Consider the following 22461-nt stretch of genomic DNA (forward strand, 5'->3'; position numbering starts at 1 on the left):
TTGTCGTCCCCGGACGGGTCAGGCGCCGTACGGATGCCGTTCCCTGGCCTCGCGCAGGGCGCGACCCCACCACGACAGCTGGTCGAGCATCGTCTTGGCCGCGGCGTCGGAGGGGGCCGGGTCCTTGGGCCTGCCCCGGTCGTCGAAGAGCGCACCCGCGTTGTGGAAGGAGACGGTGTCGCGTACGGAGACGGCGTGCAGTTCGGCGAAGACCTGGCGGAGGTGTTCAACGGCCCTCAGGCCGCCGGAGATTCCTCCGTAGCTGACGAAGGCGACGGGTTTGGCCTGCCATTCGGCGTAGTGCCGGTCGATGAGGCTCTTCAGCGGGGCCGGGTAGGAGTGGTTGTACTCGGGAGTGAGGACGACGAAGGCGTCGGCCTGCGCCAACCGGGGTGCGACGTCCGGAAGTCGGGCACCGGGACGGTGGGAAGGGGCCTCGGATTCGGCGACGTCGATGAAGTCGGTCTCGATGTCCGGGTGGCCCGCGGCCCGGTCGAGGAACCACTCGGCGACGACGGGCCCGAAGCGGCCCTCGCGGTTGCTGCCGAGGATGACGGCCACCTTCAGCGGGGAGGTGGATGCGGTGGGAGCGGGCGTGTCGATGTCCATGCACCGCAGCCTCACACCTCAACCATGATTGAGGTCAAGTCCGGCACGCCCACGGCTACGGTGAAGCGCATGACAACTCCCGCACCCGTGCCGTACGTCGAGATCAACGGCCACCGGGCCACCGAGGACGACCTTCGGATCCCGGCGTTCGCCGGCTACGGCCACTTCACGGCGATGCAGGTCAGGGACGGAAAGGTGCGGGGGCTCGCCCTGCACCTGACCCGGCTGGACTCGGCGAGCCGGGAGCTGTTCGACCAGCCCCTGGCCGGGGAACACGTGCGCGGGCTGATCCGGCACGCGCTCGAAGGCGCCGGGGTACGGGACGCGTCGGTGCGGGTGCACGGCTTCCTCCCGCCGGGCGATACGGCGACGACCCCGATGGTGACGGTGCGGCCGCCCGCGCAGATGCCCACCGCACCGAAGAGCCTGATGTCCGTGCCGTACACGCGCACCGCACCCCACATCAAGCGCCCGGGCGACTTCGGCCAGACCTATTACGGCCTGCTGGCCGGGCGGGCGGGCTTCGACGAGGCACTGCTGACCGCGCCGGGCGGCGTGGTGGCCGAGGGGTCGATGACCAACATCGGTTTCTGGGACGGCGCTTCGGTGGTCTGGCCGGACGCACCCGTACTGACCGGCATCACCATGACCCTCCTGGAGAGCGGCCTCGCGCAGGCCGGCCGGACGTCGGAGCGGCGTTCGGTGACGCTGGAGGACCTGGGCGCCTACCGGGCCGCCTTCGTCACCAACTCGCAGGGCATGGCGCCGGTTCTCCGGATCGACGACACGCCCTTCACGGTCGACGAGGAGCTGATGAAGCAGCTGGGGCAGATCTACGAGGACGCACCCTGGGACACCGTCTGAACCGTGAGGGGGCGCTCCGTGCACCGCCGGAGGGCGGGTGCAGGAGCATGGGGACATGCAGATCCATATCGAAGCCTCAGAACTCCCCGGCCGCACCTGCCCCCCGGGCTCCGACTTCGCCGGTTTCGACAACATCCACGTAGGGGTGCAGCGCAAGGACAGGCCCGACGAGCTGCTGGGACTGCATCCCGGCGACGCCCCCTCCGCCACCTGGACCCTGGACTGCACCGCCACCCCGACCGACGACGGCGTCGAGCTCACGGGCCCGTACATCCAGAACCGGCTCGGCGGGCGCTTCGTCTACCTGTCCTGGGGCACCGTGGACGAGTCCGGCGTCTTCACCATGTTCCGGCGCGCCAAACTGATGCTCGCCGATGTCGACGGGGGCGTGCTGGACGCCGCCGCCCGGACCGGGCACCTCACCGCGCGGCTGCGTCTGACCGATGACAAGGGTCAGCCGAGGTGCGCCCGCGTACGCCCTCCGGACATCACCTGGTCCGCCACGGACGGCGCATGACACCGCCCCCACCGGTCCCAGGGGGGTTGGGCCGGTGAGGGCGGTTGCCGTGGGGGCGGCGGGGGGCGCCGTCCCGTGGGGGGTGTGAACCTTGTGCCCGGGTCTTCCAGGACCATACATGTGATGTGCGTCACATGTCACGGTTCGCGGCGTCACTCGATCGGCACCCGGCGACCCGAGCGGCCGGCGCCACCGCCACGACCTGCACCGAGCCGGACGGACGGGTGCGCCCGACAGGTCCGTACGGGTGAAAACTGACTGTACGTCAGCTGGCGGAAGGCGGGCGTCGCCCGTTGTCTCGGAGGCAGGACACACCCGCCTTCCCGGAGGATTCCCATGCGCAGCCCTGCCCGCCTCGTGACCGGTACCGCCGCCGCGGCCCTCACCGCCGTCGCGCTCGGCCTCGCCACCGCCCCTTCCGCGTACGCCGAAAGCGCGGTCGCGAGGCCGGAGTCACCCGCCTGGCCGGCACCCCGGACGGACCCTGGGACGGATTCCGGGGCCGGCACCGGAGCGGAGACCGACCCGAAGGCGCGGACGGAACTCGGGGCGGACACGGACCCCGGTACGGAGACGGAGCTGACGGAGACCGAGCTCACGGAGACCGACCTCACCGATACGGAGCTCACCGAGACCGAGCTGACGGAGACCGAGCTCGGGACGGTGGTGCGGCCCGGAACGAGCCCGCGGCCCGAGCCCGTCAAGCCGCCCCCCGGGACGAAGCCCGCGCCCGTCAAGCCGCCCGTGTCCCCGCCCGGGACCTGGCCCGAGCGTCCCTCCGGGCACGTCAGGACCGGTGTCGGCGGCAGTGCCGGACCCGACACCGTCCAGCTCACCGCGGGCGCCGGAGTCCTCGGCGCGGCGGCCGTCGGCGGTGTCTGGCTCCTGCGCCGGCGTCGCACGGACGGCGCGCAGGACGGCTGACGGCGACACCGCGAGGACGACGACGTGGACAGGACGGCCCTGAGGTCCAGGGCATGGCTGGTGGGTATCACCGCGCTGTGCGGTGTCTGGCTCGTCCAGAACGGTGCGGCCACCCGGACCGTCGCGCCCCAGCCGTCCACGGCCGAGGCCTTCGCCGCGGGTCCCGAACTCCGGCCGGGATCGGCCGTCGCCGAGCCGCTGCGCCCCTCCGAGCCGGTCCGGATCCGCATCCCGGGCATCGGTGTGGACGCACCCATGATGCGCCTGGGTCTGGGCCCGGACGGCAGCCTCGACGTACCGCCGGCCGGGAACCGCAACATCGCGGGCTGGTTCAAGGGCGGCACCCCGCCCGGCGCGAAGGGCACCGCGATCGTCGCCGGTCATGTCGACAACGCCCAGGGGCCGTCGGTCTTCTACGGGCTCGGGTCGCTGAGGAAGGGGACCGGGGTCGAGATCGACCGCAAGGACGGCCGGACCGCCGTCTTCTCGGTCGACGCGATCGAGGTGTACGACAACGAGGACTTCCCCGACCGGCGGGTCTACGGCGCCTCGCCGCACGCGTCCCTGCGGCTGATCACCTGCGGCGGCGGCTTCTCGCCGCAGACCGGCTACCTGGGCAACGTCGTGGCGTACGCCCATCTCACCGAAGTGCGGTGATCAGGACGGCCAGCTGTTCAGGACGGCCGACCAGGTGTGCGGAAAGGCCGGGCGGACCTGGCCGTCAGGCCGACCACTGGTCGAAGCCGAGCTTGGCAACCAGCGAGAACACCACGACCAGCAGGACCCCGCGGACGAAGTCGCTGCCCTTCCTCAGCGCCATGCGCGCTCCGAACATGCCGCCCGCCAGATTGAATACGGCCATCAGCGCGGCCAGCTGCCACAGGACGGTGCCCTGGTAGGCGAACATCGCCAGCGCACCGGCGTTGGTGCAGACGTTCACGATCTTGGCAGTGGCGGACGCCGTCACCAGGTCGAGGTGGAGTACGGCGGTCAGGGCCAGCACGAGGAAGGTTCCCGTGCCCGGCCCGAACAGCCCGTCATAGAAGCCGATACCGCCGCCGACCAGCACGATCGCGGTGACCGTACGGGCCCGGGTGACCTTCCTGCCCGTGCCGTCGCCGGCCGCGGCACTGCCGAAGGACGGCCGCAGCATGACGAAGGCCGCCACACCGAGCAGCACCACCATGATCACCGGGCGGAGCACGTCGCTGCTGATCCCCGCGGCGAAGAAGGCGCCGGTCATCGACCCGGCGAGCGCCATGAGCCCGATCCGTACGGCGGTCCCCACCTGCACCGGCGCCTTGCGTACGTAGGTCACCGCGGCCCCCGAGGTGCCGACGATGGCGACCGCCTTGTTGGTCCCGAGGATGTGCGCGGCGGGAACGTTCGGCAGGCCCAGCAGCAGGGCGGGCAGGAGGAGGAGCCCCCCGCCGCCGACCACCGCATCGATCCAGCCCGCCGCGGCGGCGGCCAGACAGAGCAGGACGAGGGTGGTCAGCGTTATCTCGGGCATGTCCGCGACTTTAGGCAAGCGATAGGTGCCCAGTCCAACCAGTTGCCCCGGCCCTCACAGAGGGAGTCCGCGCGCGCTGAGCGCAAGGTTCCTCCCGGGAAACAGGAGGGATGCGGTCGGGTAACACCGGCCCCGCAGTCTCTTTGTCATGAGGACACAGAGCGGGAACACGGCGCGTGTGGTGGTGATCGGCGCCGGGATGGCGGGCGCACGGCTCGCCGCCCGGGTCCCCGGTGTCACCGTCATCGGTGAGGAGGAGCACGCACCGTACAACAGGGTGCTGCTCGCCGAGGTGCTCGCCGGACGGTACGAGCCCGACGTCATCGCGCTGCCGCCCGCCGAGGTGCGGCGCGGGGTGCGGGTCGTACGGATCGACCGGGCGGACCGGCTGGTGCACTGCGACGACGGCAGCGTCATCGGGTACGAACGCCTGGTGCTGGCCACCGGCTCCAACCCGGTGCTGCCGCCGCTGCGGGGCCTCGGCCACATGCTGCCGGACGGGGTGCATCCCTTCCGCACCCTCGACGACTGCCTGGCCCTGCGCGCCGCCGTACGCCCCGGGGTGCGTGCCGTCGTCATCGGCGGCGGGCTCCTCGGAGTCTCCGCGGCCCGTGCGCTGGCCGAGTGCGGCGCCCAGGTGGTGCTGGCCCAGCAGGGCGAGCACCTCATGGAGCGGCAGCTGGACGCCGAGTCGGCCGGACTGCTGCGGCGCCACCTGGAGTCGCTCGGCGTCGAGGTGCACACCGAGTGCCGGGTGCGCGGGCTGCGCTGCACCGACGGGGCCACCCCCGCGGTACGCGCCGTTGAGCTCGCCGACGGCTACGAGCTGGAGGCCGAGATCACGGTGCTGGCCTGCGGGGTCCGCCCCAGGACGGGTCTGGCGCAGGCCGCCGGGCTCGACGTCCGCAAGGGCGTCCTCGTCGACGACGAACTGCGCACCTCGGACCCGTACATCCACGCGGTCGGCGACTGCGCCGAGCACCGCGGCACCGTGTACGGGCTGGCGGGCGCCGCGCTGGAGCAGGCGGACGTGCTGGCCGAGGTGCTGGCCGGCGGCTCCGCCCGCTACGAGGGCACCAGGGCCCTGACCCGGCTCACCCTGCGCTCCCCTGCCTCCGTCCCTGTCGCCGCCGGTGTCGCCGGTGCTCCGGGCGGTCTCGACCTGGCGGCCTTCGGTGACTCCCGTCCGATGCCCGGCGACGACGTGATCCGGCTGGCCGACGCCACCCGGGGCGCGTACCGCACGGTCGTCGTCCGGGGCGACCGGCTGGCCGGCGGGGTGCTGTTCGGCGATCTCGCCGCGGTCGGCACCCTCGCCCGGACCTGGCAGGACGACGAGCCCCTCCCCGCCGACATGTCCCTGCTCCACCTGCTCACCAACGACGGAGGCTTCTGATGCCGGTGTCCACTCCCCCGACCGCCCCCACCGCAGGCGTGCCGACGATCGTGGTCGTCGGGCACGGCATGGTCGGCCAGCGGTTCCTGGAAGCGCTCGCCGACCGCGGGCTGACGGCCGCCGCGGGTACCGCCCGGGTCGTCGTCCTCTGCGAGGAGCCCCGCCCCGCCTACGACCGGGTGCAGCTGACCTCCTACTTCTCCGGGAAGACGCCGGAGGACCTCTCGCTCGTCGAGCCGGACTTCATGGCGCGGCACGCCATAGAGCTGTACGTCGGAGACCCGGCGGAGAGCGTCGACCGCGAGGCGCGCACGGTCACCGCGCGCTCCGGGCAGACGTTCTCGTACGACACGCTGGTGCTGGCCACCGGCTCGTACCCCTTCGTGCCGCCGGTTCCCGGCAAGGACTCCGAGGGCTGTTTCGTCTACCGCACCATCGAGGACCTCCTCGCGATCGAGGAGTACGCGAAGACCGCGACGACCGGCGCGGTGGTCGGCGGCGGGCTGCTCGGCCTGGAGGCCGCGGGCGCCCTGAAGGGCCTCGGACTCAGCACGCACGTCGTGGAGTTCGCACCCCGGCTGATGCCGGTCCAGGTCGACGACGGCGGCGGCGCGGCCCTGCTGCGCACGATCGAGGACATGGGGCTCTCCGTCCACACGGGCGTCGGCACCCAGGAGGTCACCGCGGGCGAGGACGGCCGGGTCAACGGCATGTCGCTCTCCGACGGCTCCTCGCTCGCCACCGACCTCGTCGTCTTCTCCGCCGGTGTACGCCCCCGGGACCAGCTGGCCCGCGACTGCGGTCTGGCGGTCGGCCCGCGCGGCGGCATCATCATCGACGAGGAGTGCCGCACCTCGGACAGTTCCGTGTTCGCGATCGGTGAGTGCGCGCTGGCCTCGGACGGCCGGGTGTACGGGCTGGTGGCGCCGGGCTACGAGATGGCGCTGGCGGTCGCCGAGGTGATCGCGGGCAACGCGGCCTCGTTCACCGGCGCCGACCTGTCGACGAAGCTGAAGCTGCTCGGTGTGGACGTCGCCTCGTTCGGTGACGCGCACGGCGCGGCCGAGGGCTGCCTCGACGTGGTCTATTCGGACTCCCGCTCGGGCGTCTACAAGAAGCTGGTGATCGGCCAGGACGGCACGCTGCTCGGCGGGGTCCTGGTCGGGGACGCCGACCAGTACGGCACGCTGCGGCCGATGACGGGCACGGTCCTGCCGGTCGCGCCGGAGCAGCTGGTGCTGCCGGCCGGCGCGGGCGGCCCGGTCACGCTCGGCCCGTCCTCACTGCCCGACGAGGCCGTGATCTGCTCCTGCCACAACGTGACCAAGGGCGCGATCTGCGAGCACACCACGCTGCCCGAGGTGAAGAAGTGCACCAAGGCGGGCACCGGCTGCGGAAGCTGCGTCAAGGTCATCGGACAGCTGCTGCCGCAGCCCGAGGACCAGGGCCTGTGCGGCTGCTTCGCGTACACCCGCAGCGAGCTGTACGAGATCGTCCGCACCCTGGGTGTCACGACGTACGCCGGCCTGCTGGACTCGCACGGCCGCGACGAGGCCAAGGGCGGTGACGGCTGCGAGGTCTGCAAGCCGACGGTCGGTTCGATCATCGCCTCGCTGGCCCCGACGGTCGGTGCGAGCGGCTACGTCCTGGACGGCGAGCAGGCGGCCCTGCAGGACACCAACGACCACTTCCTCGCCAACCTCCAGCGCAACGGCTCCTACTCGATCGTGCCGCGCATCCCGGGCGGTGAGATCACCCCGGAGAAGCTGATCGTGATCGGCGAGGTGGCCAGGGACTTCGGCCTCTACACGAAGATCACCGGTGGCCAGCGGATCGATCTGTTCGGCGCCCGCGTCGACCAGCTCCCGCTGATCTGGACCCGCCTGGTGGACGCCGGCTTCGAGTCGGGTCACGCGTACGGGAAGTCGCTGCGCACGGTGAAGTCCTGTGTGGGACAGACCTGGTGCCGCTACGGCGTGCAGGACTCGGTGAAGATGGCGATCGACCTGGAGCTGCGCTACCGGGGCCTGCGCTCGCCGCACAAGCTGAAGTCGGCGGTCTCCGGCTGCGCCCGCGAGTGCGCGGAGGCCCGCGGCAAGGACTTCGGGATCATCGCCACGGCGCAGGGCTGGAACCTCTACGTCGGCGGTAACGGCGGCGCGACACCGCGCCACGCCGACCTGCTGGCCCAGGACCTGTCCGACGCCGAACTGGTCCGTCTCATCGACCGGTTCCTGATGTTCTACATCCGTACGGCGGACCGGCTGGAGCGCACCTCGACCTGGCTGGACCGGATCGAGGGCGGCCTGGAGCACGTACGGGACGTCGTCGTCCACGACTCGCTGGGCCTGTGCGACGAGCTGGAGCGGCTGATGGCCGACCACGTCCGCGGCTACCGCGACGAGTGGGCCGAGACCATCAACGACCCGGAGCGGCTGCGGCGCTTCGTGACCTTCGTCAACGCGCCCGACGCACCCGACCCCTCGGTGAAGTTCGTCCCCGAGCGCGACCAGGTCAAGCCCGACCTGGACATCCTCGCGGGCCCCGTGCTCGCCATCCGTACTCTCGAAGGGACTCCCTCCTGATGACGACCCAGACTCTGGAAACGGCGCAGGGCACCCGGACGATCCAGCTCGCGGACGGGGACGGCTGGCTCACGGTCTGCGACCGGGACCTGCTGACCCCGGGGCGCGGTGTGGCGGCCCTCCTCCCGGACGGCCGGCAGGTCGCGCTGTTCGTGGACCGGGCGGGGCGGGCGTACGCGATCGACAACCGCGACCCGTTCACCGGCGCGTACGTCCTCTCCCGGGGCCTGATCGGCTCCGCGGCGGGGCGGCCGTTCGTGGCGTCGCCGCTGCTGAAGCAGCGCTTCGACCTGGAGACGGGCTCGTGCCTGGACGACGACGAGGTCAGCGTGCCGGTCTTCGCGGTCCGCGCGGACTGATCCCGTTCCGTTCACCGCCTGTTGACGCTCCGTCAACTGCGTCCCTCTACTGTCCTGACGTTCGCCCCGCCGGGCCGACCGGACCGGCGGGCCCTCACGTCACCCGTGGAGTGATCGTGGAACGTCGGACCTTCTTGCGCACAGCGGTGATCGGTACGTCGGCGGCGGCCTTCGGCGGCACCCTGTGGCGGGGTGCCGCCTTCGCCGACCCCGCCCAGCCGGCCGCAGGACCCTACGGCGCGCTGCAGGCCGCCAACAGCAACGGCATCCTGCTGCCGAGCGGTTTCACCAGCAGGATCATCGCCCGTTCGGGGCAGACCGTCCCCGGCACGTCGTACACCTGGCACAGCGCGCCCGACGGCGGTGCGACGTTCACCGACGGCAGCGGCTGGATCTACGTCTCCAACGCCGAGGTCTCCTCGGGCAGCGGCGGCGGTGCGAGCGCGGTCCGCTTCAACTCCTCCGGGACCGTCACCGGCGCCTACCGGATCCTGTCCGGCACGAACAACAACTGCGCGGGCGGCCGGACCCCGTGGAACACCTGGCTGTCCTGCGAGGAGGTCAGCCGCGGCTTCGTGTACGAGACGGACCCCTGGGGTGTGAACGCCGCCGTCCAGCGGCCCGCCCTGGGCCGTTTCAAGCACGAGGCCGCCGCCGCCGACCCCGACCACGGGTACATCTACCTCACCGAGGACGAGACGGACGGCCGCTTCTACCGCTTCCGCCCCACCACCTGGGGCAATCTGTCCGCCGGCACCCTGCAGGTCCTGGTGGCGGGCTCCGGTACCTCGGGCCCGGTGACCTGGACGACGGTCCCCGACCCGGACGGCTCGCCGACCCTGACCCGGTACCAGGTCTCCGGCGCCAAGGTGTTCAACGGCGGTGAGGGCTGCTTCTACGCGGAGGGCACCTGCTGGTTCACCACCAAGGGCGACAACCGGGTGTGGGCGTACGACGCCGACGCGTCCAGCATCTCGCTCGCCTACGACGACTCGCTCGTCACCGGCGGCAGCGCCCCGCTGACCGGCGTGGACAACGTCACCCGGTCCGTCTCGGGCGACCTGTACGTCGCCGAGGACGGCGGGAACCTGGAGATCTGCCTGATCACCCCGGACGACACCGTCGCGCCGTTCCTGCGGGTCAGTGGGCAGTCCGGTTCGGAGATCACCGGCCCCGCCTTCTCCCCGGACGGCAGGCGGCTCTACTTCTCCTCGCAGCGCGGGACGAGCGGGAGCTCCTCCGGCGGCATCACGTACGAGGTCACGGGGCCGTTCCGCAGCTGAGCGGAACCGCGGCCCCACGTCGCCGTCCAGGCGCCGTGGGGCTGTTCCCCCGGCCGTCGGCCATCAGGCCTGGCCGCCGCTCTCGGCCGCCGCCGGGTCCATCCACACGACCTCCCAGATGTGGTGGTCAGGGTCCTGGAAGGAACGGCCGTACATGAAGCCCATGTCCATGGGCTCGTTGGCCGGAGACCCGCCCGCGGCGAGGGCGGCGTCCGCCATCTCGTCGACCTTGGCCCTGCTGTCCGCGCTCAGGGCGATGAGGACCTCCGTCGTCCTCGACGCGTCGGCGATCTCCTTCTTGGTGAACTCCTTGAACCGGGGCTCGCTGATGAGCATGGCGAAGATCGTGTCGCTGATGACCAGACAGGCGGTCGTCTCGTCGCTGAACTGCGGGTTGAAGCCGAAGCCGAGCTTCCCGAAGAAGTTCTTCGTCGTCTCCAGGTCCTTGACCGGCAGGTTCACGAAGATCATCTGAGGCTGAGGCATGATTCCACTCTTCCGTCCCGGCACATCGCGTGCTCCGTGGCGCTGGTTCCGCGCGCTTTCGAGAGGTAGACGGCAGCGCCCGGCAGAACTCATCGCTCCCGGCGGATTTCTTCCCCGGGCGAGCGTCCGCACCGGTCCGTGACGGCTCCCGGGGCGCCTGCCCCGTCAGGACATCGCGAGCGGGGCACCGCCCCTGAGCAGTGAGTCGCCCAGCGGGGTGAGGGTGTGCAGGACCGAGCTGCCGTGGCGCAGGGTCAGGACCAGGCCGGCCTCGCGCAGCACGCAGGCGTGCTGGCTCGCCGAGGCCAGGGACACCCCGGTCCTGCGGGCCAGCTCGCTCGTCGTGCAGCCGTTGCCTATGGCCCGCAGGACGGCGGAGCGGGTGTGCCCCACGAGCCGCCCGAGCCAGGGGCCCGGCTCGGCGAAGGCCGGGGCGGCCCGGTGGGTGACCGGGTAGACGAGGACCGGGGGCAGGAGCGGGTCCCGGTAGACGACCGGAGTGCCACGACAGAAGAACGAGGGCTGCAGGAGCAGGCCCCGCCCGTCCAGGTGCAGCTCGCGGTCCACGGGGTAGTCCGCCTCCAGCACCGGCTCCCGCCAGCGGATCATGGGCGGCAGTGTGGACAGGAGCTCGTCCGTGCCGCCGTCCAGCAGGGCGCGGCCCCGGATGGCCCGGTCCGCCTCGACGCTCGCCCGGACGTGCTGCCAGTACGGCTCGACGGCGGCGCGGTGGTAGCTGCGCAGGGCGGTTATGAGGCGTCCCAGGGGTTCCGTACGCCCCTCGGCGAGCGCGTCCAGCAGCGCCGCGGGGGTTCTGCCGCCGCCCGGAGACCGCTGCGGGCGGGGGCGGTTTCCGGCCAGCAGGGCCAGTTCGCCGTGGAGGCGTTCCACGGGGGTGTCGCGCATTGCCTCCATTCCCGCGTCCAGACCGAAAGGCTCGGCGACTTCCTGCGTCGGCGTCAGGAAGTCGGGGAAATAGCCGCGGGGCGGAACGACCGCGGAGAGCAGACGCGTTTCGCCGTTCAACCGGGTCCGGGATTCACTGCGCCATTTCCCGAAGACCGTGGAACCCCTCCTGTCCCTCAACCGGTGAAAACTGAGAATGGTTTCCCACATTGCGTCCGGCCTGGCGGCCATCCGCACTCGGGAAAGGTCCTCTCCGGACACATGGATACGAAGCACCGAACCCCCACTGTTGCAACCGCAATCGCCCCCATCGAAGGGTATGCATATCGTCACAGGACGTCACCACGGGGTTTCGGCCACAGTTGAAACGTCTCGCCCGCATCCTCGTCAACCGAAAAGCTGTACGACGTCGGGTACGCATCCGGCGCCACCGAAAGAGCGGGTGAGGGCCGTGGGGGGCTTTGCCCGCTCGGCGGCGGTGTGCGACGGTGCGGCTCCGTACCCGACGGGGGTAAGCCGGGTGCGGTCCATGGGTGGGGATCCATGGACCGCACCCCGGTCCGTTCGGCAGGAATTTGCTCACCGAACGAAGAAAAGCAACAACCCTCAACAACACTCAATGGTTCGTAATTCAAATGACGAAGCGGCGGCACCCCCGCACAGGGTGCCGCCGCTTCCGGGTTTTCCGGAGCCGCCGCCGGATCGTTGAGGGTACGGATGATCCGCCGGCGGCCACGGAGTCGTGGTCGCAGGTGTCAGTCGGCCGGTGGTGCGCTCAGCGGCTGTCGCTGCCCTTCGAACCGGCAGCGGCGCGGCCCGCCTCGAGCCTCGCCACCGGGATGCGGAACGGCGAGCAGGAGACGTAGTCCAGGCCCACCTCGTGGAAGAAGTGCACCGACTCCGGGTCACCGCCGTGCTCACCGCAGACACCGAGCTTGAGGTCGGGGCGGGTGGCCAGGCCGGCCTCCACGGCGCTGCGCACGAGCGCGCCGACGCCGTCCTTGTCGATCGTCTCGAACGGCGACACCCCGAAGATGCCCTTCTCCAGGTACGCGGTGAAGAACGAGGCCTCCACGTCGTCGCGGGAGAAGCCCCACACCGTCTGGGTGAGGTCGTTCGTGCCGAAGGAGAAGAACTGCGCGGCCTCGGCGATCTGACCGGCGGTCAGCGCGGCGCGCGGCAGCTCGATCATCGTGCCGATGGTCAGCTTCAGCTCCGTACCGGTGGCCGCCTCGACCTCGGCGATCACCTGGTCGGCCTCCTCGCGGACGATCTCCAGCTCCTGGACCGTGCCGACGAGCGGAATCATGATCTCGGCGCGCGGGTCGCCCTTCGCGTTCTTGCGCTGCGCCGCGGCTTCCGCGATGGCACGGACCTGCATCGCGAACAGACCCGGGATGACCAGGCCGAGACGGACACCGCGCAGCCCCAGCATCGGGTTCTGCTCGTGCAGCTTGTGCACGGCCTGCAGCAGGCGCAGGTCGTTCTCGTTGGCGTCCTTGCGGGACTCGGCGAGCGCGACCCGTACGGAGAGCTCGGTGATGTCGGGCAGGAACTCGTGCAGCGGCGGGTCGAGCAGCCGGACGGTGACGGGCAGCCCGTCCATCGACTCGAACAGCTCGATGAAGTCGGCCTTCTGGAGCGGCAGGAGCGCGGCCAGGGCGTCCTCGCGCTCGTCGTCGGTGTCCGCGAGGATCAGCTTCTCGACCATCTCGCGGCGCTCGCCGAGGAACATGTGCTCGGTGCGGCACAGGCCGATGCCCTGGGCACCGAAGCGACGGGCCCGCGAGGCGTCCTCGGCGTTGTCCGCGTTCGCCCGTACCCGCAGCCGGCGTACCCGGTCCGCGTACGCCATGATCCGGTGCACGGCGGCGACCAGCTCGTCGGCGTCGTCGGCACCCGCGTGCATCCGGCCCTCGAAGTACTCGACGACCGGGGACGGCACGACGGGGACCTCACCGAGGTAGACCTTGCCGGTGGATCCGTCGACCGAGACGAGGTCGCCCTCCTCGACGACCGTGTCGCCGACGGTGAGCCTGCGGCGCTTGGTGTCGACCTCGATCTCCTCGGCGCCGCAGACACAGGTCTTGCCCATGCCGCGTGCGACGACGGCGGCGTGCGAGGTCTTGCCGCCGCGCGAGGTGAGGATGCCTTCGGCGGCGATCATGCCGTCGAGGTCGTCGGGGTTGGTCTCCCGGCGGATGAGGATGACCTTCTCGCCGGACCGCGACCACTTGACCGCGGTGTACGAGTCGAAGACGGCCTTTCCTACGGCCGCACCCGGCGACGCGGCGATGCCGCGGCCCAGGAGCACGGTGCTGGCCGCGTCGTCGAAGCGCGGGAACATCAGCTGCGCGAGCTGGGCGCCGTTGACGCGCTGGAGCGCCTCGGCCTCGTCGATGAGGCCCTGGTCGACGAGCTGGGTGGCGATCCGGAAGGCGGCACCGGCGGTGCGCTTGCCGACCCGGGTCTGGAGCATCCAGAGCTGACCGCGCTCGATGGTGAACTCGATGTCGCAGAGATCCTTGTAGTGGGTCTCCAGCGTCTCCATGATCTTCATCAGCTGGTCGTACGACGCCTTGTCGATCGACTCCAGGTCCGCGAGCGGGACCGTGTTGCGGATGCCCGCCACGACGTCCTCGCCCTGCGCGTTCTGCAGGTAGTCGCCGTACACGCCCTGGTGGCCGCTGGCCGGGTCACGGGTGAAGGCGACACCCGTACCCGAGTCGGGACCCAGGTTGCCGAAGACCATCGAGCAGATGTTGACGGCCGTGCCGAGGTCGCCGGGGATGCGCTCCTGGCGGCGGTAGAGCTTCGCCCGGTCCGTGTTCCACGAGTCGAAGACGGCCTTTATGGCCAGGTCCATCTGCTCGCGCGGGTCCTGCGGGAAGTCGCGTCCGGCATCCCGGTCGACGATCTTCTTGAACTGCTTGACCAGCTTCTTGAGGTCGGCCGCGTCGAGGTCCACGTCGACGGTGACGCCCTTGGCCTCCTTCGCCGCCTCCAGCGCCTCCTCGAAGAGGTCGCCGTCGACCCCGAGGACCGTCTTGCCGAACATCTGGATGAGGCGGCGGTACGAGTCCCAGGCGAAGCGCTCGTCACCGGACTGGGCGGTGAGCCCGACGACCGAGGCGTCGGAGAGGCCGATGTTGAGGACCGTGTCCATCATGCCCGGCATCGAGAACTTGGCTCCGGAACGCACGGAGACCAGCAGCGGGTCGTCGGCCTGGCCGAGCTTCTTGCCCATCCGCTCCTCGAGCGCCGCGAGGTGCGCACTGACCTCGTCGCGGAGCTCGGCCGGCTCGTCGCCACTGTCGAGGTAGACCTTGCACGCCTCGGTGGTGATGGTGAAGCCGGGAGGGACCGGCAGCCCGAGATTGGTCATCTCGGCGAGGTTTGCACCCTTGCCGCCCAGAAGGTCCTTGAGCTCCTTGTTGCCCTCGGTGAAGTCGTAGACGAACTTCTGGTGATCTTTGTTTTCCGACACGGGTCTCGACTCCTCGAGGACGCGGTGGCTGCCCTGACGGCGAGGAACATACCCAGATCGAAGGTGTCTGGGTACGTCCACTTGCGCGTCATGAGGCCTCAACCACCCGTCCGCCAGCAGATCGAAAGTGGTGCGGGAGGCCGACCGGACCAAGGGTCTTGTTCACTTCTTGAATCAATGACTACCCAGAGCACCCGGAAAACACTCATCGACCAACAGAGCGTAGCGGTTGTGTCGATCGATCAAAGTAAAGTCGCTTGGCACCCAGTGCCATCATTTGAGAAGTACAGCATGCGAAAGAGTGCTCATCTGAGCCACTCACTCCTCAAGGGTGGCGAGAATCACGCCCTTGAGCCCGCTCAGATGTCATCATTCGGACGCCAAAGAGACGGCGAATGGTCACCCAGTGATCGCTTACGACTCACAGAGCGTGAACATGGATCTCCGAAGAGCCACACCCGTGCTCGCCTCGCGTCGAATCACACTCAAAAGCCCGCTCAAACGAGCGGGCCAGAAAGTTGGGCACTCCGTGCCCCGCGCTGCGGAGCTCAGCCTCCGGAGGTGTCCAGCTCCGCATCGGCGCTCACGCCCGCGCAGTCGTAGGGGTCCTTGAGCCAGCCGTCGGGCAGCGCCACCCGGTTGTTGCCGGAGGTACGCCCGCGAGGGCCGTCCGCTCCGTCCGGCCACGGCTGGTCCAGCTCCAGCTCCTGCAACTGCCCGCCCAGCTCCTCCAGCGAGGAGGTGACCGCCAGCTTCCTGCGCATCTCCGAGCCGACCGCGAAGCCCTTGAGGTACCAGGCGACGTGCTTACGGAAGTCGATCACGCCCCGGGCCTCGTCGCCGATCCACTCCCCCAGCAGCGTCGCGTGGCGCAGCATGACGTCCGCGACCTCGCGCAGGGCCGGTGCCTGCCTGGTCTCCGTACCCTCGAAGGCGCTGACGAGGTCACCGAAGAGCCAGGGACGCCCCAGGCAGCCGCGGCCGACGACCACGCCGTCGCAGCCCGTCTCGCGCATCATCCGCAGGGCGTCGTCCGCGCACCAGATGTCCCCGTTGCCGAGGACGGGGATCTCGGGGACGTGCTCCTTGAGGCGCGCGATCGCGTCCCAGTCCGCGGTGCCGCCGTAGTGCTGGGCGGTGGTCCTGCCGTGCAGGGCGACCGCCGTGATGCCCTCCTCGACGGCGATGCGGCCCGCGTCGAGGTAGGTCATGTGGTCCTCGTCGATGCCCTTGCGCATCTTGATGGTGACCGGCAGATCGCCCGCGCCGGCCACGGCCTCGCGGAGGATCGCGCGCAGCAGGGGCCGCTTGTACGGGAGCGCGGAGCCGCCGCCCTTACGGGTGACCTTGGGGACGGGGCAGCCGAAGTTGAGGTCGATGTGGTCGGCGAGGTCCTCCTCGACGATCATGCGGACCGCCTTGCCGACGGTGACCGGGTCGACTCCGTACAGCTGGATGGAGCGCGGGGTCTCGCTCGCGTCGAAGTGGACGAGCTGCATGGTCTTCTCGTTGCGCTCGACCAGCGCCCGGGTGGTGATCATCTCGCTGACGAACAGCCCCTTGCCGCCGGAGAACTCACGGCACAGGGTGCGGAACGGGGCGTTGGTGATGCCGGCCATGGGGGCGAGCACGACCGGCGGCTGCACGGTGTGCGGGCCGATCCGGAGCAGCGGGAGGGCAGGGGCGAGCGTGGTCATCCATCCATTGTCGCGTACGCGGGACGGGGCTCGGGATGCCGTCGGTTCAGGCTCGCGCCGGAGACAGCGCCAGCAGGCGTTCGAGCCCCTGCCGGGACTCCTCGTCGGCAGGGACGTACGTCACGAGGCGGGGACCCGCCGAAGGGCCCAGCCAGAGGTCGGTGTGGTCGAGGCGGAGCAGCCCGACCCGGGCGTTGCGGAACAGCTTGGTCCGCCCGCCGGGGCCCACGACCTCGTGCCGGGCCCAGATCTCGCCGAACTCCGGGGAGGCGGCCTCCAGGCGGCTCAGCAGCGTCTTCCAGGCCGGCTCGGCCAGGTGCTCCGCCATGGCACCGCGGAACTTGGCCGCCATCACGCGGCGCATCTCCGCCAGGTCGACCACGGAGGCGCGCCAGTCCTCGTTGGTGTAGGCGAGGAGCATGCAGTTGCGGTCCTCGGGGGCGACGGCGTCCAGGTCGCACAGCAGCCGCCCGTAGGTGCGGTTGTAGGCGAGGATGTCGTACCTGCTGTTCTGGATGCAGGCCGGATAGGGCTCCAGCCGTGTGAGCAGGGCTTCGAGGGACGGGGTGACTCCGGCGCATCGGGAGCCCGGCGCGGGGTCGACGGCGCCGGCGAGGGCGAAGAGGTGGGAGCGCTCGCTGGGGTCCAGCAGCAGCGCGCGGGCCAGCGCGTCGAGGACCTGCGGGGACACGTGGATGTCGCGGGCCTGCTCCAGCCACGTGTACCAGGTGACCCCGACTGCGGAGAGCTGTGCGACCTCCTCGCGGCGCAGGCCGGGGGTGCGCCTGCGGGGGCCGCGGGGCAGGCCCGCCTGCTCGGGGGTGATCCGCTCACGGCGGCTGCGCAGGAACCCGGCGAGTTCGTGCCGCCTGATGTCGGTCTCGGGAGCTTCGGTCACCATCGTCATACCCCCAGCGTGCCGAACGGCCCGGCGGTCTGCCAGGTGCTGCTTCTACCAGGATAAAGACACTCTGGTACCAGGCTGGGATCAGGTCCATCGTCGTTGACGTGAGTGAATCCCCTGTACTGACGAAGACACCCGCCGCCACCGGCACACCCGTGGGGCGGCACGACCACACCACGCCCGTGCTCGGCCGGCTCGGTCTGTTCACGGTGCTGCTCGGCGCGGCGCTGCCCCTCATCGACTTCTTCATCGTCAACGTCGCCCTGCCCACCATCGACCACGACCTGGCCGCGGGCCCCGCCCTGCTGGAACTGGTCGTGGCCGGCTACGGGCTCTCGTACGCCGTGCTGCTCGTCCTCGGCGGGCGGCTGGGTGACATGGCGGGGAGGCGCAGGCTCTTCCTGATCGGGATGGCGGCCTTCGGGCTCACCTCGCTCGCCTGCGGGCTGGCTCCGGACGCCTGGACGCTCGTCGGGGCCAGGGTCGCGCAGGGCGCCGCCGCGGCGCTGATGCTGCCGCAGGTGCTCGCCACCATCCAGGCGGCCACCGCGGGGCACCGCCGGGCCCGGGCCATGAGCCTGTACGGGGCCACGGCCGGCCTGTCGATGGTCGCCGGCCAGATCCTCGGTGGCGTCCTCGTCTCCGCCGCCCCGCTGTCGTCGGTGTTCGGCGAGAGCGCGGGCTGGCGGTCGGTGTTCCTGGTGAACGTGCCGGTGGCCGTGGTGGGGCTGGTCCTGGCCGCCCGCTCCGTGCCGGAGACCCGCTCGGACCGGCCTGCCCCCGTCGACGTACCGGGCACGCTGCTGCTGGCCCTGTCGCTGGTGACGCTGCTGGCCCCGCTGACCGAGGGGCGTGCGGCAGGCTGGCCGCTGTGGACCTGGGTCTCGCTGGGGCTGTTCCCCCTCACCGCGTTCGCCTTCTACCGGGTGGAGCAGCGGGCCGACGCGCGCGGGCAGACCCCGCTGGTGCCGCCGAGCCTGCTGCGGCTGGAGTCCCTGCGGCGCGGCCTGACGCTGGTGGTGCCGTTCTCGATCGGCTTCGGCGGCTTCATGTTCGTCATCGCCGTGGCCCTCCAGCAGGGGCTGAGGATGGGCCCCGCGGCGGCGGGGCTGTCGCTGGCGCCCATGGCCGCGACCTTCTTCGCGGCCTCGCTGGCCGGTCCCCGGCTGGTACGCCGGTTCGGCAGCCGGGTGGTGACGGCCGGCGGGATCATCCAGGGCGTGGGCGTCGTGGTGCTGGCGCTCGCCGTGTGGCGGGGCTGGCCCGGCCTCGGACTGCTGGGGCTGCTGCCGGGTGTCGCGATCGCCGGGCTGGGGCAGGGGCTGCAGCTGCCCGTCCTGTTCCGCATCGTGCTGTCCGACGTACCCGCGGAGCGGGCCGGGGTGGGCGGCGGAGTGATGACGACGACGCAGCAGGCCGCCCTGGCGCTGGGGGTGGCGACGCTCGGGACGCTGTTCCTCGCACTGGCGCCGGGTGCGGGGATGCGGGACGCGCTCGTGGTGACGCTGCTGGTGCAGCTGGCGGCGGTCGTGCTGACGACCCTGCTGAGCCTGCGGCTGCCCCGTGCCGTCGGGTGAGGAACGAGGTGGGCCCGGATCACCGTGGTGATCCGGGCCCACTGTCGTACTACCGGTACGTCAGCTCTGTGCCGCCTGGCCGCCCTGCTCCGAGGAGGCGTCCGAGGAGGCGTCAGCCTGGGCGGAGCCTTCGGCGCGCTCACGCATCTTGCGCACCAGCTCCTGCTTCTGTTCGGCCGCGGTCCGGCGGTCGGCGTCGCGCGCGGGGCCCGCGCCCTGCTGCTCGGCGCGGGACAGCTTCTTGCGCTGTCCGCCCACACCGAGGAGGTTGTTGCGGCTCTTGGCCACGGGGTTCTCCCATTCGTGGTGAGAAGTGAGTCTGAAGAGATCAGCGATCTCAGGGATCGATTCGGTGGGCGACGGGCCCGCGGGCCCGTCGCGCTCTCACTCGTAGATCTGGAAGAACGAAGACATACCGAAAAAGGTACCCCGGCCCGGGGCGACTCATCACCCGATTTTCTGCCGCGGCACGGGAGCGTCTCAGGCGCTCGGGTCGACCGTCGCCTGGTGGGACTCGGCGAGGTGCTCCTCGGCCTTCAGCCACGGCAGGAACTGTGCGCCCTTGCGCCACCCGCAGGTGTCGCAGGTCAGCTGCCTCTGCATCCCCGACTTCCGGACGTGGACGACGTGTTCACGTCCGTGCTGGTCCCATCTGCTGACCTTGCTCGTGGTCATGGACGGCATCCTGGCCTCCTGTGGACGAGTGCGCCCAGTGTGCACGAAGCCCCCGGCTCCCTGCGCGGGTACCGGGGGCTTCGTTATCAAGCTGCGCGTGCTCAGCAGCCCAGCAGGCGGGAGCCGAGGTAGCCCTGGATCTGGTCCAGGGAGACGCGCTCCTGCTTCATGGTGTCGCGCTCGCGCACGGTCACCGCGTTGTCGTCGAGGGTGTCGAAGTCGACGGTGACGCAGAACGGCGTACCGATCTCGTCCTGACGCCGGTAGCGGCGGCCGATGGCGCCCGCGTCGTCGAACTCGATGTTCCAGTTCTTCCGCAGGTCTGCGGCGAGGCCCTTGGCCTTGGGCGACAGCTGCGGGTTGCGGGACAGCGGCAGGACGGCGACCTTGACCGGCGCCAGGCGCGGGTCGAGACGCATCACGGCGCGCTTCTCCATGACGCCCTTGGCGTTGGGGGCCTCGTCCTCGTTGTAGGCGTCGAGGAGGAAGGCGAGCAGCGAACGGCCGACACCGGCCGCCGGCTCGATGACGTACGGGGTGTAGCGCTCGCCCTTCTCCTGGTCGAAGTACGACAGGTCCGTGCCGGAGGCCTTGGAGTGCGCCTTGAGGTCGAAGTCCGTGCGGTTGGCGACGCCCTCGAGCTCGCCCCACTCGCTGCCGCCGAAGCGGAAGCGGTACTCGATGTCAGCGGTGCGCTTGGAGTAGTGGGAGAGCTTCTCCTGCGGGTGCTCGAACCACCGCATGTTCTCCTCGCGCAGGCCCAGGCCGGTGTACCAGTTCCAGCGCTGCTCCATCCAGTACTCCTGCCACTGCTCGTCCTCGCCCGGCTTGACGAAGAACTCCATCTCCATCTGCTCGAACTCGCGCGTGCGGAAGATGAAGTTGCCCGGAGTGATCTCGTTCCGGAAGGACTTGCCCATCTGCGCGATGCCGAACGGCGGCTTCTTGCGCGAAGTCTGCTGCACCTGACCGAAGTTGGTGAAGATGCCCTGGGCGGTCTCGGGACGCAGGTAGGCGACGGAGCCGGAGTCCTGGGTCGGGCCGAGGTGCGTGGAGAGGAGGCCCGAGAACTGCTTGGGCTCGGTGAACGTGCCCTTGTTGCCGCAGTTGGGGCAGTTGAGGTCGGCGAGGCCGCTGACGGGCGGCTTGCCGTGCTTCTCCTCGTACGCCTCCTCCAGGTGGTCGGCGCGGTAGCGCTTGTGACAGGAGGTGCACTCGGTGAGCGGGTCGGAGAAGGTGGCGACATGGCCGGAGGCGACCCAGACCTCGGGGGCCAGGATGACCGAGGAGTCAATACCGACGACGTCCTCGCGCGAAGTGACCATGTAGCGCCACCACTGGCGCTTGAGGTTCTCCTTCAGCTCGACGCCCAGCGGCCCGTAGTCCCAGGCGGCCCTCTGGCCCCCGTAGATCTCACTGCAGGGGTAGACGAAGCCACGGCGCTTGCTCAGGCTGACGATGGTGTCGATCTTGTCGGCGGCCACGGTGCTCTCTTCATTGCGACGGCGAAATGGGACAGGGGCGGCGCAAAGCGCCTCGATGGGGGGCGGGGCTCGGGTGACGGGCGGGTGAATGCCTCAGATTACCGGCGGGCGCACCCCTTGGATCAAATCGGCGGGGGGGTTAACGGGATCCGGACTGCGATCCGGGCATCTCATCGGCCTTGTTGACAATCGTTTCCAGTTTTGTTGAAAATGACTGTCATGAACGTACGCCGCCTCATACCCACGACCGCCGTCGCCGGAGCAGTCGCCCTCGGCCTCACCGCGCTCTCCGCATGCTCCTCCTCCGACGCGGCCGACCACGCGAGCGGCGACAAGCTGAACGTGGTGGCGTCCTTCTACCCGATGCAGTTCCTGGCCGAGAGGATCGGTGGGACGCACGTCTCGGTCACGCAGCTGACGAAGCCGGGCGTCGAACCGCACGACCTGGACCTCACCCCCCGCCAGATCGGCGGCCTGAGCGAGGCCGACTACATCCTGTTCCTCAAGGGCGTCCAGCCGGCCGTCGACGACGCGGTGGGCCAGGCCGGCGTCGAGAACACCGTGGACGCGGCGGAACTCACCACGCTCGAGAACCACGGCGCCGAGGTCGACGGTCACGACCACGGGCACGAGGAGGGCGAGGAGCACGCGCACGAGGGCGAGGAGGCGGGCACCGACCCGCACATCTGGCTGGACCCGGTGAAGTACGCGGAGGTCGCGAAGGGCGTCGGCAAGTCCCTGGAGAAGGCGGACCCCGACCACGCCGCGGACTACCGCAAGAACACGGATGCCCTGGTCAACGAGCTGAACGCGTTGAACACGGCGTACGAAACCGGGCTGAGGGACACCGCCACCAAGACCTTCATCACCACCCACTCCGCCTTCGGGTACCTCGCCGAGCGCTACGGTCTGACCCAGGAGGGCATCGCCGGCATCGACCCCGAGGCCGAGCCCAGCCCCGCCCGGATCAACGAGATCCACGCCGTCGCGTCGAAGAACAAGGCCACCACCGTGTTCTTCGAGACGCTCGCCAGCGACAGGACCGCCAAGACGCTCGCCAAGGACCTCGGGCTCACGACCGACGTCCTGGATCCGCTGGAGGGAATCACGGACTCCTCCAAGGGCGCTGACTACCTCGAGGTCATGAAGTCCAACCTGGCCGCGCTGCAGAAGGCTCTCGGCGCGAAGTGACCCC

The 22461-nt window shown here is 70.4% G+C and carries 20 protein-coding genes; 10 read left to right on the forward strand and 10 right to left on the reverse strand.

From position 1 onward, the window contains the following. Positions 1-18: 18 nt before the first annotated feature. Positions 19-609 (reverse strand): NADPH-dependent FMN reductase, encoded by a 591-nt coding sequence (locus tag ACFW9O_RS09245; protein ID WP_384606807.1) that lies wholly within the window; start codon positions 607-609, stop codon positions 19-21. Positions 610-678: 69 nt separating this feature from the next. On the opposite strand from ACFW9O_RS09245, the gene ACFW9O_RS09250 reads away from it, so the two are divergent. The 4 genes from ACFW9O_RS09250 (at position 679) to ACFW9O_RS09265 (ending at position 3571) form a co-directional block, all read left to right on the forward strand. After that, positions 679-1473 (forward strand): aminotransferase class IV family protein, encoded by a 795-nt coding sequence (locus ACFW9O_RS09250; protein WP_384606809.1) that lies wholly within the window; start codon positions 679-681, stop codon positions 1471-1473. A gap of 55 nt (positions 1474-1528) precedes the next feature. Further along, positions 1529-1990 (forward strand): DUF5990 family protein, encoded by a 462-nt coding sequence (locus ACFW9O_RS09255; RefSeq protein WP_384606811.1) that lies wholly within the window; start codon positions 1529-1531, stop codon positions 1988-1990. Between the two features lie 336 nt (positions 1991-2326). Further along, positions 2327-2914: a hypothetical protein gene (locus tag ACFW9O_RS09260; protein ID WP_384606813.1), complete on the forward strand. Its 588-nt coding sequence runs from the start codon at positions 2327-2329 to the stop codon at positions 2912-2914. Positions 2915-2938: 24 nt separating this feature from the next. Next, a complete protein-coding gene (locus tag ACFW9O_RS09265; protein ID WP_384606815.1) occupies positions 2939-3571 on the forward strand; it encodes a class F sortase in 633 nt (210 codons plus the stop codon). Positions 3572-3635: 64 nt separating this feature from the next. On the opposite strand, the gene ACFW9O_RS09270 is transcribed toward ACFW9O_RS09265, so the two are convergent. Next, a complete protein-coding gene (locus ACFW9O_RS09270) occupies positions 3636-4427 on the reverse strand; it encodes a TSUP family transporter (protein ID WP_329211275.1) in 792 nt (263 codons plus the stop codon). Positions 4428-4575: 148 nt separating this feature from the next. On the opposite strand from ACFW9O_RS09270, the gene ACFW9O_RS09275 reads away from it, so the two are divergent. The 4 genes from ACFW9O_RS09275 to ACFW9O_RS09290 all read left to right on the forward strand — a co-directional run bounded on the left by ACFW9O_RS09275 (position 4576) and on the right by ACFW9O_RS09290 (position 10050). Continuing rightward, positions 4576-5823 carry an NAD(P)/FAD-dependent oxidoreductase gene (locus tag ACFW9O_RS09275; RefSeq protein ID WP_384606819.1) on the forward strand — a complete coding sequence of 416 codons (1248 nt, stop codon included), beginning with the start codon at positions 4576-4578 and terminating at the stop codon, positions 5821-5823. Continuing rightward, positions 5823-8408: a nitrite reductase large subunit NirB gene (nirB, locus tag ACFW9O_RS09280; RefSeq protein WP_351171855.1), complete on the forward strand. Its 2586-nt coding sequence runs from the start codon at positions 5823-5825 to the stop codon at positions 8406-8408. Before ACFW9O_RS09275 ends, nirB begins: the two co-directional genes overlap by 1 nt. Then, positions 8408-8767, forward strand: coding sequence for a nitrite reductase small subunit NirD (gene nirD / locus ACFW9O_RS09285; protein ID WP_384606822.1), 360 nt, complete (start codon positions 8408-8410; stop codon positions 8765-8767). Before nirB ends, nirD begins: the two co-directional genes overlap by 1 nt. Positions 8768-8883: 116 nt before the next feature. After that, complete coding sequence (locus tag ACFW9O_RS09290; RefSeq protein ID WP_384606824.1) at positions 8884-10050, forward strand: alkaline phosphatase PhoX; 1167 nt, start codon at positions 8884-8886, stop codon at positions 10048-10050. A 63-nt stretch (positions 10051-10113) separates the two neighbouring features. Here the strand turns inward: ACFW9O_RS09290 and ACFW9O_RS09295 are convergent, their stop codons facing one another. The 5 genes from ACFW9O_RS09295 to ACFW9O_RS09315 form a co-directional block, all read right to left on the reverse strand. Next, on the reverse strand, positions 10114-10536 hold the full coding sequence (locus tag ACFW9O_RS09295; RefSeq protein ID WP_384606827.1) for a VOC family protein: 423 nt from the start codon (positions 10534-10536) through the stop codon (positions 10114-10116). A 165-nt stretch (positions 10537-10701) separates the two neighbouring features. Beyond that, on the reverse strand, positions 10702-11718 hold the full coding sequence (locus ACFW9O_RS09300; RefSeq protein ID WP_351171867.1) for a helix-turn-helix domain-containing protein: 1017 nt from the start codon (positions 11716-11718) through the stop codon (positions 10702-10704). A 499-nt stretch (positions 11719-12217) separates the two neighbouring features. Beyond that, complete coding sequence (gene ppdK / locus ACFW9O_RS09305; protein ID WP_384606829.1) at positions 12218-14929, reverse strand: pyruvate, phosphate dikinase; 2712 nt, start codon at positions 14927-14929, stop codon at positions 12218-12220. A gap of 548 nt (positions 14930-15477) precedes the next feature. Beyond that, on the reverse strand, positions 15478-16626 hold the full coding sequence (gene dusB, locus ACFW9O_RS09310) for a tRNA dihydrouridine synthase DusB (RefSeq protein WP_384606832.1): 1149 nt from the start codon (positions 16624-16626) through the stop codon (positions 15478-15480). Positions 16627-16672: 46 nt separating this feature from the next. Beyond that, positions 16673-17533: a helix-turn-helix transcriptional regulator gene (locus tag ACFW9O_RS09315; RefSeq protein ID WP_351171876.1), complete on the reverse strand. Its 861-nt coding sequence runs from the start codon at positions 17531-17533 to the stop codon at positions 16673-16675. Positions 17534-17634: 101 nt separating this feature from the next. On the opposite strand from ACFW9O_RS09315, the gene ACFW9O_RS09320 reads away from it, so the two are divergent. Beyond that, on the forward strand, positions 17635-19107 hold the full coding sequence (locus ACFW9O_RS09320; protein WP_384606834.1) for an MFS transporter: 1473 nt from the start codon (positions 17635-17637) through the stop codon (positions 19105-19107). A 60-nt stretch (positions 19108-19167) separates the two neighbouring features. On the opposite strand, the gene ACFW9O_RS09325 is transcribed toward ACFW9O_RS09320, so the two are convergent. The 3 genes from ACFW9O_RS09325 to ACFW9O_RS09335 form a co-directional block, all read right to left on the reverse strand. Next, a complete protein-coding gene (locus ACFW9O_RS09325; RefSeq protein ID WP_351175294.1) occupies positions 19168-19395 on the reverse strand; it encodes a DUF6243 family protein in 228 nt (75 codons plus the stop codon). Positions 19396-19587: 192 nt separating this feature from the next. Further along, positions 19588-19791 carry a hypothetical protein gene (locus ACFW9O_RS09330; protein WP_329211258.1) on the reverse strand — a complete coding sequence of 68 codons (204 nt, stop codon included), beginning with the start codon at positions 19789-19791 and terminating at the stop codon, positions 19588-19590. Between the two features lie 92 nt (positions 19792-19883). Then, a complete protein-coding gene (locus tag ACFW9O_RS09335) occupies positions 19884-21266 on the reverse strand; it encodes a glycine--tRNA ligase (RefSeq protein ID WP_384606836.1) in 1383 nt (460 codons plus the stop codon). 219 nt (positions 21267-21485) lie between these two features. Here ACFW9O_RS09335 and ACFW9O_RS09340 point away from each other — a divergent pair, with 219 nt between their 5' ends. Beyond that, positions 21486-22457, forward strand: coding sequence for a metal ABC transporter substrate-binding protein (locus ACFW9O_RS09340; RefSeq protein ID WP_384606837.1), 972 nt, complete (start codon positions 21486-21488; stop codon positions 22455-22457). The last annotated feature ends 4 nt before the right edge of the window (positions 22458-22461 follow it).

It is taken from the genome of Streptomyces sp. NPDC059499 (assembly GCF_042749285.1).
Classification (GTDB): Bacteria; Actinomycetota; Actinomycetes; order Streptomycetales; family Streptomycetaceae; genus Streptomyces.

What these genes read in the sequence shown, in the direction of transcription:
- ACFW9O_RS09250 (WP_384606809.1), top strand. Translation starts at nt 679, where the DNA reads ATGACAACTCCCGCACCCGTGCCGTACGTCGAGATCAACGGCCACCGG.
- ACFW9O_RS09255 (WP_384606811.1), top strand. Translation starts at nt 1,529, where the DNA reads ATGCAGATCCATATCGAAGCCTCAGAACTCCCCGGCCGCACCTGCCCC.
- ACFW9O_RS09275 (WP_384606819.1), top strand. Translation starts at nt 4,576, where the DNA reads ATGAGGACACAGAGCGGGAACACGGCGCGTGTGGTGGTGATCGGCGCC.
- ACFW9O_RS09260 (WP_384606813.1), top strand. Translation starts at nt 2,327, where the DNA reads ATGCGCAGCCCTGCCCGCCTCGTGACCGGTACCGCCGCCGCGGCCCTC.
- ACFW9O_RS09295 (WP_384606827.1), bottom strand. Translation starts at nt 10,536, where the DNA reads ATGCCTCAGCCTCAGATGATCTTCGTGAACCTGCCGGTCAAGGACCTG.
- ACFW9O_RS09330 (WP_329211258.1), bottom strand. Translation starts at nt 19,791, where the DNA reads ATGCCGTCCATGACCACGAGCAAGGTCAGCAGATGGGACCAGCACGGA.
- ACFW9O_RS09245 (WP_384606807.1), bottom strand. Translation starts at nt 609, where the DNA reads ATGGACATCGACACGCCCGCTCCCACCGCATCCACCTCCCCGCTGAAG.
- ACFW9O_RS09315 (WP_351171876.1), bottom strand. Translation starts at nt 17,533, where the DNA reads ATGACGATGGTGACCGAAGCTCCCGAGACCGACATCAGGCGGCACGAA.
- nirD (WP_384606822.1), top strand. Translation starts at nt 8,408, where the DNA reads ATGACGACCCAGACTCTGGAAACGGCGCAGGGCACCCGGACGATCCAG.
- ACFW9O_RS09270 (WP_329211275.1), bottom strand. Translation starts at nt 4,427, where the DNA reads ATGCCCGAGATAACGCTGACCACCCTCGTCCTGCTCTGTCTGGCCGCC.
- ACFW9O_RS09340 (WP_384606837.1), top strand. Translation starts at nt 21,486, where the DNA reads ATGAACGTACGCCGCCTCATACCCACGACCGCCGTCGCCGGAGCAGTC.
- nirB (WP_351171855.1), top strand. Translation starts at nt 5,823, where the DNA reads ATGCCGGTGTCCACTCCCCCGACCGCCCCCACCGCAGGCGTGCCGACG.
- dusB (WP_384606832.1), bottom strand. Translation starts at nt 16,626, where the DNA reads ATGACCACGCTCGCCCCTGCCCTCCCGCTGCTCCGGATCGGCCCGCAC.